The organism is Bartonella sp. MU70NMGDW (genome assembly GCF_042194085.1).
GTDB classification, from domain to species: domain Bacteria; phylum Pseudomonadota; class Alphaproteobacteria; order Rhizobiales; family Rhizobiaceae; genus Bartonella; species Bartonella grahamii.
Map to the genome: position 1 here is coordinate 1 of NZ_JBHIMK010000036.1, position 18,485 is coordinate 18,485.

Here is an 18,485-nt window from a genome sequence, read left to right on the forward strand (position 1 = left end):
ATTTCCTCCTGAAGAAGGGATGGAAGTGGTTGCTGTTGGTAAACTTACAACTTATCCAGGGTCATCGAAATATCAAATTGTCATTGAGGCTCTTGAACCAACGGGGGTTGGTGCTTTGATGACACTTCTTGAAAATCGTAAGAAAAAGTTTGTGGAAGAAGGCTTATTTGATGAAGCAAAGAAAAAACCTTTGCCTTATATGCCTCGAATTATAGGCGTTGTCACATCACCAACAGGTGCTGTTATTCGTGATATTATTCATCGTATATCCGACCGTTTTCCGTTACATATTTTGGTTTGGCCTGTACGTGTTCAGGGGGAAACAAGTGGGAGAGAGGTAGCTGTTGCTGTTGAAGGTTTTAATGCTCTTGCTCCAGGAGGACTTATTCCAAAACCTGATCTTATTATTGTTGCACGGGGAGGGGGAAGTTTAGAAGATTTGTGGGGGTTTAATGACGAAGCTGTTGTTCGTGCTGTTTATGCCTCTGCTCTTCCCGTTATTTCTGCTGTTGGGCATGAAACGGACTGGACTTTAATTGATTATGTCGCTGATTGGCGTGCTCCAACTCCTACAGGAGCTGCAGAAAAGGCTGTTCCCGTTAAGCTTGATCTTGAAGTGTGTGTTGCGTCTCTTGGGGCACGTTTGCGCAAGGGACTTGTACGTTCTTTTGATTTTCATCAACAAAAGTTGCGTGCAGTCAGACGTGGTCTTCCCACTGTCGACCAACTTTTCGCTCTACCACGGCGTGGTTTTGATGAAATTTCAAATCGATTACAGCGTGCTCTTTGTGTAAGCTACGATAAAAAACGTTTTTCTTTTCATACTCTTCGTTTACGTCTTTCGTTACGTTTGTTAAATAATGAAAAAGCACACCGCAATACAAAAGAATATACGGCGCGCCTTCATCGTGCTTTTGTGCGTAGTGTGGAAAAAAAACGTGCCCGAATGGAGCTTGCATTTAGGCTTTTAAAAAGCACTTCTTATCAGAATATTTTGGAGCGCGGCTTTGTTTTGGTTTTGGGGAAAGAGAATAAGCCCATTAAACGCTTGGCTCAGTTTCCTGAAACGGGGCACATAAATTTACGCTTTTTTGATGGTGATATCAATGTTGCAACACAAGAATCTGTTTCCGCTAAACGCTCAAAACACAAGCCGATAAAGTCGCCAAGCGATGATCAAGGAACTCTCTTTTAATACGGTTAATGCCATGCTTGCGGAAGGTCTTCTTAAGGGAGCGGATGGAAAAGTTCGTTGTGCATGGGCTGGAACGGATCCACTTTATTGTGCTTATCATGATAACGAATGGGGAAAACCTGTTTTTGAAGATACCTGTTTGTTTGAAAAAATTTCTCTTGAAGGTTTCCAAGCGGGGCTTTCTTGGTTTACAATTTTAAAAAAACGCTCTTTTTTTCGCATTGCATTTGATCACTTTGACTTTAAAAAGATTGCTCATTATGATGAGCTAAAGGTGAAAATGTTAATGCAGAATAAAGACATTGTTCGCCATCAAGGAAAAATTCAATCAGTGCTTAATAATGCACTTAGAGCACAAGAAATTATAACAGAGTGGGGGAGCTTGTCTCGCTATTTTTGGTCTTTTCAGCCACCACAATCAGAGCGTTATGAAAAGATAGACTTTCAAACACTGTCGGCTCATCCCACAACCCCTGCTTCTCTTCGTCTTTCTCAAGACTTGAAGAAACGTGGCTGGACATTTATTGGTCCCATAATTTGTTATGCTTTTATGCAGTCCGTAGGGATCGTTAATGATCATCTTGAAGGATGTTTTTGTCGATAAATTGGCCAACGTTCTTTTGTATGAGTAATGATCAATAGGGTAATAATTAAATTGTTTAATAAATGTATAGATTATACAACTCCATTGTATAAGATAATTGAACTATACAATATCAATGATTTCCTACTGTTGTTGGCACTCAAAACGATAAAGGTATAATTTTGAAGATGAAAAAAACAGATGCAAAAAGGAGTGATATCTTAACTGTCATGTATCTGAAGTGAGATAATGGTAACGTCTTGTATGTTTTAAAGAAACATCTAGTGTACCAAAGCCCATTTTGCGACGCAGCTCATGAATGGTATAACAGTCAATCCATTGTGCACTCTATCTTTACACTTATGAAAGAGAAAATCAGCACCATCACACACTTTACTAGCTTTCAATGTTGTGCAACAGTTCTTGGCATTTGAAATGGTTCAGAAGAGATGTTTTTATTTCTGTTAATGACATGACCGTTATAATAAGTAATGAATATTTTATTCGTGTTTATTGACGAATGCAAAGTGGTTTTTAGAGGGGGGATGTTGTTGCATTGTTATATTTTACTTTGGTTGTATGACTGTTGGTTTATTTATGTGTAGGTCAATTGCTCAGTACTTACCTAGGGAATAAAAATAAAATGCAGTGATGAAAAATTGAAGTTAAATGACTTAAGCTGCTTGTGTTGGGTTTTATTATCTGATAGTTTTCTTCTATTAGAGAGTGATTTTGCCGCGTGTGCTCTCCAATTTTTAGGAAAATGATTAAGCTCACGCAGGCTTGTATCCACTACATTACTTAGTTGAAGCTCTGTATGTTTCTGCTGGAAACAAGAGTTTTGTTGCAGTGTGTTGTTTTCTGTTCTATTTTTATCGTGGTAAAGCAGTGATGCACACTAAAGTTTAGAAGGGTCTATATTCATTATGTCTTTGGGGGTAGTCTAATGAATTTTGTTTTTATCAATGGAGAAGTGCATTTTAGTGTGTATTCTTTTATTGCAATCTTTATCTCTCAAAAGACAAAGCTTGCAAGGGGTGATTCTTCTCATTATTCCTTTATTTTTGTTAACGTGTTTGGTTTTGTTGGTAAAAACGTAAAACTTTTGACACTTGGTTTTCAAAAGATTAAGCAGATTTTTGTGGGGGTAGAGTTTTAGAAAAGATCTTTTCTTATGCCTTTCTGCTGTTTTAGTGCAGTTTTGATCATGTAGTAAAGATGTGCCGCATCTTGAAATTGAGTGTTTGAGGAGAATGACAATTTTTGAAGTTTGCGTATTTTATTTTAAATACCGCCTAAAGTAATAGAGTGGTGAATTCATAAATTTTTGCGCAATGATTTTTTTTTAAAGCTTACCATTTTGGAGGCTAAAAGGCTTATCCTTTTGATGATTAATGGGGCTGGTATACGGCGTTATCGTATGCAAAGAAAGGTTATGAAAGAATGTGATACTGGTTAGCAAAACATATATTGCATGTTCGCTATGGTTTGATTGAGATGTAGTCAATGAATTTATAAAGTAGATGACTCTGTATAGGCGATTAGAATGTATTTGTTCAATGTGTATAATTATAAATTTGCCATGTTATTTCAGCGTCATTAATTAATAAAAAATAAATAAAGGGAAACGTTTATGAACTTGAAGAAAATAATATTGAAAAGTAGCAGCTCTATTGTTGCTGCTCTTATGGCACTGGGAGTAGTTGTACAACAGGTTTCAGCAAAAACACCGGCTGATACCCTTGTGATGGCTTGGAATCTGGATGCAATCAGTACGTTTGATCCTGCGCAGCTCAATGATGTTTATGCAAGTGAAATTATTGGAAATGTTTGTGATAATTTGGTCAGTACTGCGACAGATGATCCAACGAAAATAGTTCCGTCTTTAGCAACGCATTGGGATGTTTCAGGTGATGATCATACTACAGTGCTTACTTTTCATTTGCGTGATGGTTTAAAGTTTAACGATGGTAGATCAGCCAATGCCAATGATCTTGTTTGGGGGATGAAGCGGATTGTTAAATTGCAGATGGCTAATGCAGCAATTTTTAATGAATATGGAATTACAGAACAAAATGTTGATGATGCTTTGCAAGCTGTTGATGAGAAAACAGTGGTGATGAAATTTGATAAGCCTTATCCAGCAGAGCTCATTCTGAATAATGTTGTTGCGAGTCGTGCAACAGCTTTGCTTGATCGTAAGACGATTATGAAGCATGAAAAAAACGGTGATCTGGGAAATCAGTATTTGAAAACTCATGCTGCTTGCGTTGGCCCTTATCATTTAAAAAGTTGGCGCCCTGGAGAAGTGATTTTGTTACGTGCAAGCTCTCACTATTGGGGACAAGCACCTAAACTAAAGCAGATTTTAATTCGCCATGTTGCGGAGCCCGGAACACAGCGCTTGTTATTGCAAAAACATGATATTGATGTTGCTCGTAATTTGACACCTGAAGATCTTGCAGATCTGCAAAAAACAACAGATGTTAAAGTTGAAAAAGTGTTGGTGCCAACCATGATGTATTGGGGATTCAATACGACGAATCCCATTTTTGCTAAGGAAAAAGTGCGCTTGGCGATGCGTTATCTTATAGATTATGAAGGTCTTGGCGAGAAACTTCTCAAAGGGATTGGTATCCCACGGGCAAGTTTTATTCCTCTTGGCAATTTTGGGGCTTTAGATGAAAAAGAAGGACAACCCTTTAAGCTTGATATTCAAAAAGCCAAGCAACTTTTAGCAGAGGCTGGTTATCCGAACGGATTTGAGGCAAATTTTCTCGTGTCAAACACTTCTTATACTTTATTACTTGCTCAGTCACTTCAAGATAGTGCTGCGCAGGCGGGTGTGCGTCTTAAAATTGAACGTGTGGCAGGTACACAGTTGTTTTCAAAAGTGAATGCACGGGCTTTTGATACGGCTTTTGTCGGATGGAATAATGATTCTGCGGATCCTCATACAATGGCTTCACGTCTTGTTTATAATCCAGATAATCGGTTTGAGGCTAGAAACACTGCCTATCCTAGTTGGAAGCATGGATATTTTGATGCCAAGATGAATCAAAAAGTTGAAGATGCGTTGTTTCAAAAAGATCCGCAAAAACGGGCGCAAATATATGCTGATTTACAACGTGAACTTATGCAAAAAGGACCTTATGCGTTTATTTACCAGCAATATAGCGTTATAGCGATGACACCGGATGTCAAAAAATGGGTTTGGAATAGTGCACCGCGTATTTTTTATAGTAAAATTGAAAAATAAGAGTGTCTTTTCGTGTTGTCAAAGGTAAAAGTAGTTTGATCATAATAGCATGATGAAAATATTTTTTCACATAAAAGTCCTTCAGTTTTTTAAGGAAGAAACTGTGAGGGGTATTTGTGCTGTATATGGTGGAGGTCGTTTATTAAGGAGGGATGAATATAGAAAGTTATATTGGAGAAGATCTTTGTTTGTGGCTACAGATTCTATGCATCCCGAATGCAGATTGATATATGAGAGAATTATTTTATAGATGCTTAGTTTGATTAAATGAAGTTGATGTTTGATACTATGCTGTTTAAAAGATGAAAGAGCAAAATCACAACGACTATGTGTGAAAAAGGCACAAGAATATAATGGGGAAAAAAATGTTGAAAAAATTTTCTGTTTTATTAGGCATAACAGCTTTTTTAAATGGGGCTATAACATCAGCATTTAGTGCTTCATCTAAAGATATATTGGTGATGGCATGGAATATTGATTCAATGAGTAGTTTTGACCCAGCGCAAACTGTTGAAGTTGTGACGAGTGAGTTATTGACGAATATTTGTAGCGCGTTAGTGCAATATGATGAGCATGATCCTACAAAAATTCGCCCTGCTATGGCAAAATCTTGGGATGTTTTAGATAATGGCAAAAGAATAGTTTTTCATCTTCGTGATGATTTAAAGTTTAATGATGGAAGAACAGCAACGGCGCAAGATTTGGTATGGTCGATGCGGCGGATTATTAAATTAGGATTGAGCTATGCCCAATCTTTAATGGATTATGGGTTTACTAAAAACAATGTTGAAACAAATATTCAGGCTCTTGATGATAAGACTTTGCAATTAAAATTAGATAAACCCTATCCTATTCAGCTCATATTGACTGTTATTGGACAATCTTATGCTTCTGCTTTGCTTGATCGGAAAACAATTGAAGCGCAGAGTATTAACGGTGATATGGGGAATAAATATTTAGCAACACATTCGGCTTGTGTTGGACCTTATAAATTGGTGAGCTGGTCTCCAGGAGATAAAGTTGTATTAGAGGCTACACAGCATTATTGGGGCGATGTGCCTAAAATTAAGAAGATTGTTGTGCAGCACGTAGCAGATTCATCAAGTCAAAGACTTCTTTTGGAAAAAGGTGATGTGGATATAGCGCGTGATCTTTCTTCAGAGGATATTTTAGATCTTGAAAAAAAGGGAGGCCTAGTCAAAATTAGTCGTGTTTTGCGCCCCCAGATTATTTATCTATCATTAAATAATAAGAATGCAATTTTTGCAAACGAAAAGGTCAGATTGGCACTTCGTTATTTGGTTGATTATGAAGGTCTTGGAAAAACTGTTTTGAAGGGGATTGCTATTCCGCGGGCAACTTATATGTCCTTGGGTGTTCCTGGTGCTTTGGATGAAAAAGAAGGGCTGCCTTTTAAGTTGGATTTGAAAAAAGCAAAACAGTTGATTACTGAGGCTGGTTATCCGAACGGTTTTAAAGCTAATCTTTTAGTTGGAAGCCTTAGTTATATGTCGTCTGTTGCACAGTCTATTCAAGCTAATGCACGTAAAATTGGTGTTGAGCTGACAATTGAAAAAATGGCACAAAATCAATTGTTGAGCCGTGTACGTGGTGGAAATTACGATACTGCTATTATGGGGTGGGGGAGTGCCGATCCTGATGGACATCCTGCCTCATTAAATCACGTGTTTAATCCTGATCCAACATTTACAAAAAAGCACAATATGTATTTGGCTTGGCGCGCTGGGTATTATGATGAAAATATTAATAACATGGTGATGGATGCTTTGTTTGAGAAAGACCCCAATAAGCGTATCATGCAATATCGTACTTTACAGCATTATGTGCTAGAGCATGGTCCTATGGTTTATTTATTTCAGACATATTATACCGTTGGTATGGGACCTGATGTCAAAAAATGGATTTGGAACAGTTATAGACTTTATTACAATGAAGCAGAAAAATAAAAAGAAGCATGTTATAGAGAAGGATTGTAGAACATGCTTAATAAGAGGTTGTTTTGTTATATAAAAAAAGGTATTTGCTTTATGTTTTGTCGCTACAGAGGGGATTTTTATAATGGTTTTGCCACTTTCAGAGACTGAAAGAGCTGTATCAGAAAAGCAGAAAAGATTATTTTTATGGGATTTTTTATGCAAAGGATTGAAACTTCTTATTTCAGTTTTTATCACATTGCTTGGGTTGGTGACGATCACTTTTTTTCTTGGTCATCTTCTTCCTCTAGATCCAGTTCTGTCTATTCTTGGTGATAATATCAGTCAGGAAGCTTATGATGCAATGTATTATAAGCTTGGTCTTGATAAGCCGTTGATTGTTCAATATTGGAAGTATCTTCATAATGTATTTTTATTTGACTTTGGAGATGCTTTAACTTCTGGGCGTCCTGTTCTAGCTGATATTATGCGTGTATTTCCTGCAACATTAGAGCTTGCAACCGTTGCTATTGTTATTGGCACAAGTCTTGGAATTCCATTTGGTGTTTTTGCAGCAATGTATCGCGATTCATTTATTGATTATGTTGTTCGTGTTTTTACACTTGTAAGTTATTCTACTCCAACGTTTTGGCTCGGTTTAATGGCTTTGTTAATATTTTACGCCAAGCTTGGCTGGGTTGGTGGTCCAGGACGTATTGATTTTCTTTATGAATATTCTTTCGAACCAAAAACAGGATTTTTCCTTTGGGATACTGCAAGCCAAGGACAATGGGAGGCTTTTGGTAATGTTTTTAGTCACATTATTATGCCTGCTTTGATCTTAGCTTTCGGTGCTATGGCTTATATTAGCCGTATGACTCGTGGGTTTATGATTGAGCAGCTTAATCAGGAATATATCATTACTGCACGTGTAAAGGGGTTATCGTGGGCGCGAACGGTATGGGGACATGCCTTTAAGAATGCTGCTGTTCAGGTTATTACCGTTGTTGCGCTTTCTTATGCTTTTTTATTAGAAGGGGCTGTTTTAACGGAGACAGTTTTTGCTTGGCCTGGTTTTGGACATTACTTGACAAATGCTCTTTTAGCCGGAGATATGAATGCAGTTGTAGGATGTACTTTACTTGTAGGATTTATCTTTGTCGCCATTAATTTATTTTCTGATTTGCTTTATCGCATTTTTGATCCAAGGACACGTTGAATATGACAGTAAGTAATCATCATAAATCGCAATCATCATCTTTTTTTGGCGGTTGGTTAAACGACCCTGTTCCAAGCTCCATAATTCAGGCGAACATACAAAGAATTTATCACGCACTGGTTAAGTTTTTTCATAACTTTTCGGCTGTATTTGGTCTGCTTATTATTTGTATTATTATCATATGTGCATTTTTTGCTCCTTGGATTGCTACGCATGATTTTCTTAGCAATGATCTAGGGCATCGGTTGCAGCCACCCTCTATGGCGCATTATTTTGGGACAGATGAATTAGGACGTGACATTTTTAGTCGCCTTGTTTTTGGTTCCCGTATTACTCTTTATGTTGTTTTTCTTACAACCATTATTGTAGGTCCAATAGGGCTTATTGTTGGAACCGTATCTGGTTATATGGGCGGATGGGTTGATACTGTTCTCATGCGCATTGTCGATATTTTTCTTGCTTTTCCAGGTTTGATTTTAGCTCTTGCATTTTCAGCTGCATTGGGACCAGGGATTGAAAATGCTTCTATTGCAATTTCAATTGCAGCATGGCCCCCAATTGCACGTTTAGCACGTGCTGAGACTTTGACAATACGTTCTTCTGATTATGTTTCTGTCGTTCGCTTGCAAGGGGCTTCTGCTTGGAGAATAATTTTGTTTCACGTTGCGCCCATGTGTATTCCTTCAGTGATTGTACGATTAACTTTAGATATGTCTGGAATTATTTTAACGGCTGCTGGTCTTGGTTTTTTAGGGTTGGGAGCTCAACTTCCAAGTCCTGAATGGGGTGCGATGCTTTCTTCAGGGCGGGAATTTATGATGACAAATTGGTGGTTGGCGGCAATACCAGGCTGTGCAATATTATTTGCAAGTCTTGCTTTCAACCTTTTAGGTGATGGTCTTCGTGATGTATTGGATCCACGCAATGGATAATAAATTATTAGAAGTAGAAGATTTACGTATTTCTTTTCCTACAACGCGCGGCATTTCAGAAGTTGTGCGTGGCGTTAGTTTTTCTGTTGGAAAAGAAAAAATTGGAATTGTTGGTGAATCGGGATCTGGAAAATCGATGACTGGGCGCGCAATACTAAGATTGAGTCCAAGAGCAGCCATTGTTAAAGCTAAAAAAATGCGCTTTGAGGATGTTGATTTATTGACCGCAAGTGAACCTCAGATGCGAAAAATCCGCGGGAAGCGTATTTCAATGATTTTACAGGACCCAAAATATTCACTTAATCCATTAATACGGATTGGTGAGCAGATTATGGAGGCTTACCGTATTCATTACCGCGTTTCAAAAGTTGAAGCGCGCGAACGAACTATATCTATGTTAGAATCTGTTCATATTCGTGATCCTGAACATGTGATGCGCCTATTTCCTCATGAAATATCAGGGGGGATGGGGCAGCGTGTGATGATTGCAATGATGCTCATTCCAAAACCTGATTTAATTATTGCCGATGAGCCAACATCTGCACTTGATATTACGGTCAGACGACAAGTTTTATCTGTATTAGATGAACTTGTGACAAAATCTGGAACGGGACTTATTTTCATTAGTCATGATTTGAATATGATTGCTGATTTTTGTGATCGTATTTTGGTGATGTATGCAGGCCGTGTGTTAGAAGAGTTGCCTGCTTCTGATTTGTCTCACGCTTGTCATCCTTATACGAAGGCATTGCTCGCGAGTTTGCCACGGCTTGATAATCCTGTTGATGTTTTGGCTGTTCCTGAGCGTGATCCTGATTGGTTACATAATCCTACGATTGTTAATGGTGTTGAGGAGGTTCCTCATGACAAATTGTGAGAATATTATTGATGTTTCTAATTTATCTGTAACTTTTGGTCATAGACATAAGGCAGTAACAGTTGTTAAAAATGTTAATTTTCATATTAAGCGTGGTGAAGCTTATGGTTTGATTGGTGAATCTGGATGTGGAAAATCAACAATTTTGAATACATTGGTGGGGCTTATTCCAGATTATAGTGGAAAGTTCCTTTTTGCTGGACAAGAAGTTGAAAAGAAAAGAAGTAAGGATTTTTTACGCTGTATTCAAATGGTTTTTCAAGATCCTTATGCTTCGCTGCATCCAAGAAAAATGGTCCATACGGTTCTTTCTGAATCGCTCAAAATCCATGGGATGGATAATCAAAGAGAGCGGGTGGAGGATGCTTTAGATTCCGTTGGTTTAGATTCTTCATTTCTTTATCGTTATCCTCATGAGCTGTCTGGAGGACAGCGTCAGCGTATTGCTCTTGCACGTGCTTTAATTATTGAACCAGAGGTTTTGTTGCTTGATGAGCCAACATCTGCATTGGATGTGTCGGTACAGGCTGAAATTTTAAACTTGTTGAAATCGTTGCGAGCGAGAAAAAAACTTACTTATTTGATGGTATCCCATGATCTTGCTGTTGTTGCACATATTTGTGAACGTGTTGGAATTATGCATAAAGGGATTATTCTTGAAGAGCTTAGCAATGATGAATTGCGTAATTTACATGCGCAACACGATTATACAAAGGAGTTTTTTGAAGCAAGTATAGAGCCTATTGTCCATAGAGAGCAAAGAGCATGATCAATTTTACAGAAGAGAAAATGCAATTTTATTTGTTTTGAAGTTTCTGGAGATGTTTGGCGGCATTGTTAAGAGGGAAGGGGATAATAGGATTTTTTCAGTATGAATTTTCTGGGCAGTGTTTGAGCTGTAATATTTTAAATCCTATTAGAACTCCCATTTTGAAATATACGAATGACTTATAACATACATCTCTTTGTTTGATATTATTGCATTATTTTTACTTATCATTTTATGTTCAAAAGTTTTATTTTGGGATTTTAAGCATTAAATTTGTGAGAAATAACAAAAGATAGTAACGTTGTATTTTCTAGAAAAGCTTCTCATTATTTTACAATATCATTTTGTTTTTGGTTGTTCTCTTTTTTACAGTTTTATTCTTTATAAAAAGAATTTTTTGTAAAAAACATCCAATGGTTAATGACAGTCTTCAAATATTTTGCTGTTCTCTATTTAAAAAAGCGCTTAAAAACAGCTTATAATAAACCAAAAAGGCAGCAATATGCTGCCTTTTTTTTAATTGAATAGAATGATAGGCTATTTTTACAGTCTTGATTTAAAATTGATAGAGTATTCCTCCTGAAAAACTTGCACCACTTATACCAGTTTTTTGAAGCTTTTGTTGATAGCTGACATCACCATGAAGGGAGAGGTTAGCGGACAATTATGCACTAATACCAAGCCCACCTTCAACGAAACTTCCCGTGGGGTCACGTTTATAATACCTATCAATATGGAATGTCTGATCATCACCAAAGGTTTTGATTAAGTTTACTTTTCCATAGAAAGACATAGGACAGCTGTTTTCAGTGGCAATGGTTTTTGTCAAACGTCCACCAACACGGATCATCCATTGAGAAGGGTTTTGCATGTCAATGGTCAGATTATCAGCATCTTTAATGGTATCAAACATCAACTGTTGATAGGCAATCTGTGACTGTGGTTCGAATGTTACGCCTTGAATACCCGTTGCAAATTGTTTGCTAACAGTTGTGGAGATCGCCAACATTTTTGCATTTTTCAATTTTGCGGTTGTATTAATGAGGGCATTGGTGATCTTTCCCTTTAGGAACCCATAGGATAAACAGCGTATCAAGATAGAAACCACTGTCACGCTGTTTACTGCCATAGGCGGTGAGTGAAATGACCATTTATTCAATATGCTCTTACTTGCTGTCTTGCATATTCTTTGGAGTGCAAAGAGAGTTGTCCATAGGTTTCTATAAGACCAAAATGTGTTGTAGATATTTTTCCCTTCTAGCGCGACAAAGTTAACAGATCCTTGTAGAGCAGCATAGCGAAGATGAGCACTGCTATGACCATATTTACTAGGAGCACTACTTATCAAAAAATAAAACTCTTGTTTCTCCATAGGCGTATAAGAAGAAGCCATTCCGTTTGTCTTATTCTTTCCCTAAGACAGATATTCACATATTGGTTAACAGTTCACTTTGCTTAGCCATATCGGTCAATCCAGCATACAAGAGAGCACAGGGCATGATCAAAGAGTTTGTATTTATGGCACGATGTTTTTTACTTTTGAGTCGCTATCAAGCAGTACTGGTTGCAAGCGAAAATCCCAAAAATTTTTATTTTCTCCTAAAAGGTTTTGTTCAGTATTTGTTTTACTGTGGTTTGATTTTGGTCCATAAGCTTTCAGTATATATTTATAAGGTGAACCACTTATTGTGATATAGCCATTTGCAAGTTTGAAAGAGTTTTGATTTACTTTTCCAGACACTTGAATGAGTGAAAGACCATGTACACTGGTAAGAGCAGAAGTATCTGCTTTAATATTGTTCTTTTCTAAATGTCCAGTGATATAAATCAGTGTAGTTCCCGAAACATCACCGTGAATCAGAAGATGGTCAGCTTTTTGTTTGTTTACGGCAGCGCTATCACTCCATTCGACATTGAAGTGAATTTCTGCTTTTCCTGTAGCATTGTAGACTTTTTTAGTATTTGGTCTGCCAGATCCTATGTGCAACGTGTGATAATGATCTTCTGTTGGCTCTTCAAAAACAATAGAGCTGTCATTGATGCTAAGGACAGAAATATCAGAACGTACTCTTTGAGCAATATCAAGCAGTTGTTCGTTCTGGCTTTTTTTATTTGTGCTTGTTTTCAATGTCCATTTCGTATTGTTTTGCAAATCAAAGATTGTTTTGAATTTTTTTTCGGTGCTCACTTTGCCGTCTAAGATGGAGTGATTGGCGTTTAGTGTAAAAGTGAAATCATTTTTTTTCGTTGAAGCTTCGGTTACTAATAAAACATTGGCACGGATTTCTGAATTTTTGAGATTGACTTTACCAATTGATTCATTTGCATTAATTCCAGTACCATTTTTAATGTGAAGTTTTGTATTGGTTAAATTGATTTCTGATGTTTTATTGTTCTTGGATTTTTCAAATGCTATACCTCTATCTTCTGCTGTGGCAGAAACATCTGTCACATCAATATGTCCATTATTATTTACAACAAATGCACTATTTTCGGCAATCACTGTTCCTCCGATCATTTTAATCATCCCGCCATTTTCTGAAGAAAGTCCGATCTCAGCATTTTTAATCGTTGTATGGCCATATAATTCAACTAAACTGCCAACATCTTGGCTTTCCGCACCGGATCCGTTGCTATCTGCTGTTATTAGAGTAACATTCGTGGCTTTAATACGTCCACCATTTTGGGCAGATAATGCAGTAGTTTTACCTTGTACTGTTCCTCCCGTTACGGTAACGACAGATTTTGAGTCTTTTGCATAGAGTCCAGCGTCGTCAGATGATGTAATTTGAGTATTGTCAGTTAAAGTAATGGTACTGCCGTTTATGGCAGATATTGCTGCACCTTTTGCGTTAAATGATCCTCCAGAAACTGTTATTTGAGAACCATTATCTGAAATTATGCTATTGATTACTTGCGGAACGGTTACATTTTCTAAAGTAATGGCACTTCTTCTTGCAATTATTGCGTTGATCAGTAGTGCATTGTCCTTACTATTTAATATCGTTACATCTTTCAGTGTGTTATTACTCTTATTTTTTAACAAATGAACGCCAGATTCGGAAGCAGTAATTGTTCCTCCGATCATTTTGATTGTACTATCGTTTTGCGCATCAATTCCGATTTTAACGTCACTGATTGTTGTATTTCCAAGCAATTCAATCACACTGTTAGAGCCAGAGGAAGCTGCACCAGCAGCTACACCACTGCCATTATTAGTTGCTTTTAAAGCAACATTTGTAACCGTAATATGGCCACCTATATCTGCTTCTAAGGCTGTATATTTTCCTGTCACGCTTCCTGTTGTCATTATAATCGTGGATTTTGAGTCTTGTGCATAGAGTCCTGCTTCATCATATGACGTAATTTGAGCATTGTCCGTTAAGGTGATGCTGCTGCCGTTTTGAGCACATATTGTTGCATAGCTTGAATCAAATGATCCTCCAGAGATTGTTATGTTAGAACGATTATTTGCAATTACGCTGTTGCCTGTTTGAGTCACTTTTACATTTTTTAAAGTGAGTCTACTTTCTTTCTCTAGACGTATTCCGTTGCCTGAATTTTTATCTTTACCGGTTGATATTATTACATTTTCTAGTTTGTTTTCGGTGCTCTTACTGTTCACGAAGCCAACACCAGTTGCAGAAGCCGTAATGGTTCCCCCTATCATTTTAATTACGCCATCATTACTTGCCAAAAGCCCGACAGTAGCATTCTTAATCGTTGTATTTCCATATAATTCAATCATACTATTAGCGCTATCAACTCCTGCTCCTCCCCCATTGCCATTTGTTGTTGTTAGAGAAACATCTGTGACCTTAATATGCCCACCGTTTTCTGCATTTAATGCTAATTCTCCGGTTACTGTTCCCCCCGTCATTGTGATGGTAGAATGTAAACCATTTGTATAGAGTCCTTTGCTATTCGATGATGATGATGTAACTTGCACATTGCCTTTTTTACTACTAGTTAAAGTAATGTTACTACCGTTTCCAGCGTATACTCCTAAGGTTTTCCCCTCAAATGATCCTCCAGAAACCGTTACTTTAGAATGATTATTCGCAGCTATGCCGCTTTTTGCCTGCGTAACTGTTACATTTTCTAAAGTGACTTTACTTTCCTTGTCGGCACCTATTCCTGTGATTTTAGGCTCTTTATCGTTACTGCTCGATATTTTCACATTTTCTAGCTTGTTTTCATCGCTCTTACTATTGTAGAAACCAGCACCGGTTTCAGAAGCTGTAATGGTCCCTCCGATCATTTTTATCATTCCACTGTTTTGTGCATGAAGACCGACTACAGCATTCTTAATTGTTGTATTCCCATGCAATTCAATCATGCTGTTCGGACCGCCGGCGACAACTGTTCCGATTTTATCATTCGTCGCTGTTAACGCAACATCCGTGACCTTGATATGTCCACCGTTTTCTGCAACCAACGCCATTTTTTCTGTGATTACGCTTCCTCCCGTCATTTCGATTGTGGTTTCTGAATCTGTTGCATGAAGTCCAGTGCCATGAGATGATGTAGCTTGAACATTGTTGGTCAGAGTTACGCGACTGCCATTGTAAGCAGATATTGCTGCCTTTGTGGCATCAAATGATCCTCCCAATACCGTGATTTCAGATTTATTATTTGCAGTAACGCTATTCATTGCCTTAGTCACTTTTACATTTTCTAAAGTGACTTGACTGCCATTGTATGCAAATACACCACCGGATAGTGGTGCTTTGCCCTTGCCACTTGATATTATTATATCTTTTAGCTTGTTTCCAGCGTTCTTACTATTATTGAAGCTAGCACCAATATAGGAAGCGTTAATGGATCCCCCAGTCATTTTGATCATAGCATTATCTTTTGCAAAAAGTCCACCTCCATCACCGCTAATGGTTGTATTTCCGAGCAACTCAATTATGGTATCAGAATTGTAAGCATTGACAGTGAAAGTTGGGCTATTTATTATTTTTAAGGACACGTCTGTGACTTGAATATGGCCACCTTTGGTTGCAGATAATGCGGCATCTTTTCCTGTTATATTTCCTCCCGTCATTGTGATCTTGGCTTTTGAGCCTTCTGCGTAGAGACCAACGTTATCAGATGATGTAATTTGAGCATTGTTAGTTAAAGTAATCGTGCCGCTGCTTAGAGCATGTATTGATGCGCCTTTTGCATCAAATGATCCTCCAGAGATTGTGACCTTAGACTGATTATTTGCGACGACGCTATTCATTGCCTTACTCACTTTTAGATTTTCTAAAGTGACTTCACTGTCTTTGTCTGCAACTATTGCAAAATTTAGTGGTGCTTTGCCTTTGCCACTTGATATTATTATATCTTTTAGCTTGTTTTCAGCATTCTTACTGTTCAAGAATTTAGCGCCAGTGTTGGAAACTGTAATAGTTCCCCCAGTCATTTTTAGTGTAGCATCATCTTTTGCTACAAGACCGAAGAAAATGCTAGAACCAGTTCCTTTAATGGTTGTACCATCCAGTAATTCAATCGTAGTGTTAGAACCTTCAGCTGTTATAGCGTGCGTATTTGTACTTATATTGGTGTTTGTTTTTTTGTTTCCGATTATCGTCAAATGCTTGCCGATAATTTGGCCACCTTTTTTTGCGCGAATAATTTCATAGGTTTCGTTGGAAACTTCTTTTTTACTTTCTGAAATTTCAAGATTTTTAGCTTCTGCATTAAGATGGATACCAGACAGCACAACTGCCACAATTGCTGTGCAGGATAGAAGAAATTTTTTAGGCATCAGTCCACTCCTTTTAAAGCCCCCAACATTCATTTTCCCGCCGACTTCATAAGAAGAAGTGAAAATAGATGGTTTTCAATAAAATGACCGATTTAGCCTATTTTGTTTATTTTTAACTGTCAAATTAAAGTATATGATAATATAATTTATATTCAATTTAAATGTATTTTAAATAATAATTCTTTTTTAGCGTATTATTTAATAGTTAAATATTTTTTCTAAATATAAAATGAATATTCAGCAATAATATTTTAAGTGAATTTTAGCTTATGTGGATTTTTGTTGAAGGTACATAATATCGGTTATAATTTTTTCCACATTAAGGAAAAAGGGGAGGGAAAGCGCAGTTGGGAGCAATAAGCAAAAATGAAAAAAGTTCCCTCATTTTGGATTTAAAACGCGTTTTCTGTTTAAGATAAAGAATACTGCTTGATGTGTTTTTACAAAGCGTAGCATTCTTCTTGAATGTGTCGCATAAATTTGTTGAGGATTCTTGTTATGTTTATTGTATCTGATTGAATAAGTTTCGTAGAAGAATATTCTGCGCTGCATTTTTCACATGAAGAGAGGTCCTTGAAAAGAGAAAGACGGCTTTAATATATAAAAAAGGCAGCACTATTGTGCTGCTCTTTGTTATAAAGCGTAAAAGAATAAGAATACTCTTATTTTTACAGTCTTTCCTTAAAACTGATAGCGTATGCCGCCTGAAAAACTTGCACCACTTATACCCGTTTTCTGAAGCTTTTGTTGATAGCTTACATCACCATGAAGGGAGAAATTGTGAGACAGTTGCGCATTAATGCCAATGCCGCCTTCAATTGCAGGCCCCATAGGATCAAGGTCAAAGTTTCTGCCAATCTGGATAGTGCCATCATCACCAAAGGTTTTGATCAAGTTTACTTTTCCATAGAAAGACATAGGACGGCTGTTTTCAGTGGAAATGGTTTTGGTCAAACGTCCACCAACACGGATTAACCATTGAGAAGGATTGTTCATATCAACAGTAAAATTATCAGCATCTTCAATGGTGTTAAACATCAAATGTTGATAAGCAATTTGTGCTTGTGGCTCGAAGGTTAAACCTTCCATTCCCGTTGCAAATTCTTTGCCAACAGTGGTGGAGATACTCAACATTTTGGCATTTTTCAATTTTGCGGTATTTCCTCTGATGGCATTGCCGATATCTCCTTTTATTATCCCATAGGATAACAGTGTATCCATATAGAAACCACTGTCATGCTGCACGCTGCCATAAGCTGTTAGTGACCATTTATCCAATGTGCTCTTACTTGCATCCTGCATCTCTTTTGGAGTGAAAGATAGTCGCCCATAGGTGCCTACAAGACCGAAATGTGTTGTGGTATTTTGCCCTTCAATTGCTGCTAATGTGACACCGGCTTGGAGAGCAGCATAGCGGATATCAGCGCCATAACCATATTTGAGAGGTCCGCGTTCAGAAGATAAAGTTCCTGTGCTTCCATAGGTGTAAAGGAAGAAACCGGTTTGTTTTTCCTCTTCTTTTCCTAAGACAGATGTTCTCATTGTGGCTAAAAGTGCATTTTGTTTAGCCATATCTGTTAATCCACTGTAGAAGAGAGCATTTGGCATGACTAAGTAACTGGCCGTTTGTGCTACAGGGGCGATCACACTTGGACCAGAACCAGAATCCGTTTCAAGAATTTCTTTATGTAAGCGGAAATCCCAGAAATTTTCATTCTTTTCATCAAACAGATTTTGTGCAACATCGGCTTGTCCGTGGCTTGACTCTGGTCCATAAGCCGTTAGCGTATATTTATAAGGTAAACGACCTCTTGTGGTATAGCCATTGACAAGTTTGAAAGAGTCTTCTTTTGCTTCTCCAGAGACTTGAATGAGTGAAAGTCCACCTATATTGGAAGGATCAGAGGCATTTATTACACTACTTTCATCCCCTGTATCGCTTTTGATATAAACTGTTGT

General features: G+C 37.5%; 12 protein-coding genes. 9 read left to right on the plus strand and 3 right to left on the minus strand.

The window, feature by feature from the left end:
- The 9 genes from xseA to ACFIKE_RS05100 form a co-directional block, all read left to right on the plus strand.
- The coding region (gene xseA / locus ACFIKE_RS05060; protein WP_375648558.1) for an exodeoxyribonuclease VII large subunit at positions 1–1,195 on the plus strand (1,195 nt) is incomplete at its 5' end.
- The gene (locus ACFIKE_RS05065; RefSeq protein WP_375627255.1) at positions 1,173–1,799 is read left to right on the plus strand and encodes a DNA-3-methyladenine glycosylase I; all 627 of its coding nucleotides are present in this window, start codon (positions 1,173–1,175) and stop codon (positions 1,797–1,799) included. The genes xseA and ACFIKE_RS05065, both read left to right, overlap by 23 nt.
- A 925-nt stretch (positions 1,800–2,724) precedes the next feature.
- Positions 2,725–2,937 carry a hypothetical protein gene (locus ACFIKE_RS05070; RefSeq protein ID WP_375648559.1) on the plus strand — a complete coding sequence of 71 codons (213 nt, stop codon included), beginning with the start codon at positions 2,725–2,727 and terminating at the stop codon, positions 2,935–2,937.
- 474 nt (positions 2,938–3,411) lie between these two features.
- Entirely contained in the window at positions 3,412–5,037 is a 1,626-nt protein-coding gene (locus ACFIKE_RS05075; protein ID WP_375648560.1) for an ABC transporter substrate-binding protein, read from the plus strand.
- 365 nt (positions 5,038–5,402) lie between these two features.
- Positions 5,403–7,004 (plus strand): ABC transporter substrate-binding protein, encoded by a 1,602-nt coding sequence (locus ACFIKE_RS05080; protein WP_375648561.1) that lies wholly within the window; start codon positions 5,403–5,405, stop codon positions 7,002–7,004.
- 112 nt (positions 7,005–7,116) lie between these two features.
- Positions 7,117–8,190 carry an ABC transporter permease gene (locus ACFIKE_RS05085; RefSeq protein WP_015856298.1) on the plus strand — a complete coding sequence of 358 codons (1,074 nt, stop codon included), beginning with the start codon at positions 7,117–7,119 and terminating at the stop codon, positions 8,188–8,190.
- Between the two features lie 2 nt (positions 8,191–8,192).
- Positions 8,193–9,122: an ABC transporter permease gene (locus ACFIKE_RS05090; protein WP_375627258.1), complete on the plus strand. Its 930-nt coding sequence runs from the start codon at positions 8,193–8,195 to the stop codon at positions 9,120–9,122.
- Entirely contained in the window at positions 9,115–9,999 is an 885-nt protein-coding gene (locus ACFIKE_RS05095) for an ABC transporter ATP-binding protein (protein WP_375648562.1), read from the plus strand. The genes ACFIKE_RS05090 and ACFIKE_RS05095 overlap by 8 nt, the downstream gene beginning before the upstream one ends.
- Positions 9,986–10,768 carry an ABC transporter ATP-binding protein gene (locus ACFIKE_RS05100; RefSeq protein ID WP_375648563.1) on the plus strand — a complete coding sequence of 261 codons (783 nt, stop codon included), beginning with the start codon at positions 9,986–9,988 and terminating at the stop codon, positions 10,766–10,768. The genes ACFIKE_RS05095 and ACFIKE_RS05100 overlap by 14 nt, the downstream gene beginning before the upstream one ends.
- A 664-nt stretch (positions 10,769–11,432) precedes the next feature.
- Here the strand turns inward: ACFIKE_RS05100 and ACFIKE_RS05105 are convergent.
- The 3 genes from ACFIKE_RS05105 to ACFIKE_RS05115 form a co-directional block, all read right to left on the minus strand.
- Positions 11,433–12,161, minus strand: coding sequence for an autotransporter domain-containing protein (locus ACFIKE_RS05105; protein ID WP_375648564.1), 729 nt, complete (start codon positions 12,159–12,161; stop codon positions 11,433–11,435).
- Positions 12,162–12,284: 123 nt separating this feature from the next.
- Positions 12,285–16,526: a right-handed parallel beta-helix repeat-containing protein gene (locus ACFIKE_RS05110; protein WP_375648565.1), complete on the minus strand. Its 4,242-nt coding sequence runs from the start codon at positions 16,524–16,526 to the stop codon at positions 12,285–12,287.
- Between the two features lie 681 nt (positions 16,527–17,207).
- The coding region (locus ACFIKE_RS05115) for an autotransporter domain-containing protein (RefSeq protein WP_375648566.1) at positions 17,208–18,485 on the minus strand (1,278 nt) is incomplete at its 5' end.

Bases quoted from the DNA above. Each gene is read 5' to 3' on its own strand.
- ACFIKE_RS05075 (WP_375648560.1), top strand. From the start codon at position 3,412: ATGAACTTGAAGAAAATAATATTGAAAAGTAGCAGCTCTATTGTTGCT.
- ACFIKE_RS05085 (WP_015856298.1), top strand. From the start codon at position 7,117: ATGGTTTTGCCACTTTCAGAGACTGAAAGAGCTGTATCAGAAAAGCAG.
- ACFIKE_RS05065 (WP_375627255.1), top strand. From the start codon at position 1,173: ATGATCAAGGAACTCTCTTTTAATACGGTTAATGCCATGCTTGCGGAA.
- ACFIKE_RS05080 (WP_375648561.1), top strand. From the start codon at position 5,403: ATGTTGAAAAAATTTTCTGTTTTATTAGGCATAACAGCTTTTTTAAAT.
- ACFIKE_RS05095 (WP_375648562.1), top strand. From the start codon at position 9,115: ATGGATAATAAATTATTAGAAGTAGAAGATTTACGTATTTCTTTTCCT.
- ACFIKE_RS05090 (WP_375627258.1), top strand. From the start codon at position 8,193: ATGACAGTAAGTAATCATCATAAATCGCAATCATCATCTTTTTTTGGC.
- ACFIKE_RS05070 (WP_375648559.1), top strand. From the start codon at position 2,725: ATGAATTTTGTTTTTATCAATGGAGAAGTGCATTTTAGTGTGTATTCT.
- ACFIKE_RS05110 (WP_375648565.1), bottom strand. From the start codon at position 16,526: ATGCCTAAAAAATTTCTTCTATCCTGCACAGCAATTGTGGCAGTTGTG.
- ACFIKE_RS05100 (WP_375648563.1), top strand. From the start codon at position 9,986: ATGACAAATTGTGAGAATATTATTGATGTTTCTAATTTATCTGTAACT.
- ACFIKE_RS05105 (WP_375648564.1), bottom strand. From the start codon at position 12,161: ATGGCTTCTTCTTATACGCCTATGGAGAAACAAGAGTTTTATTTTTTG.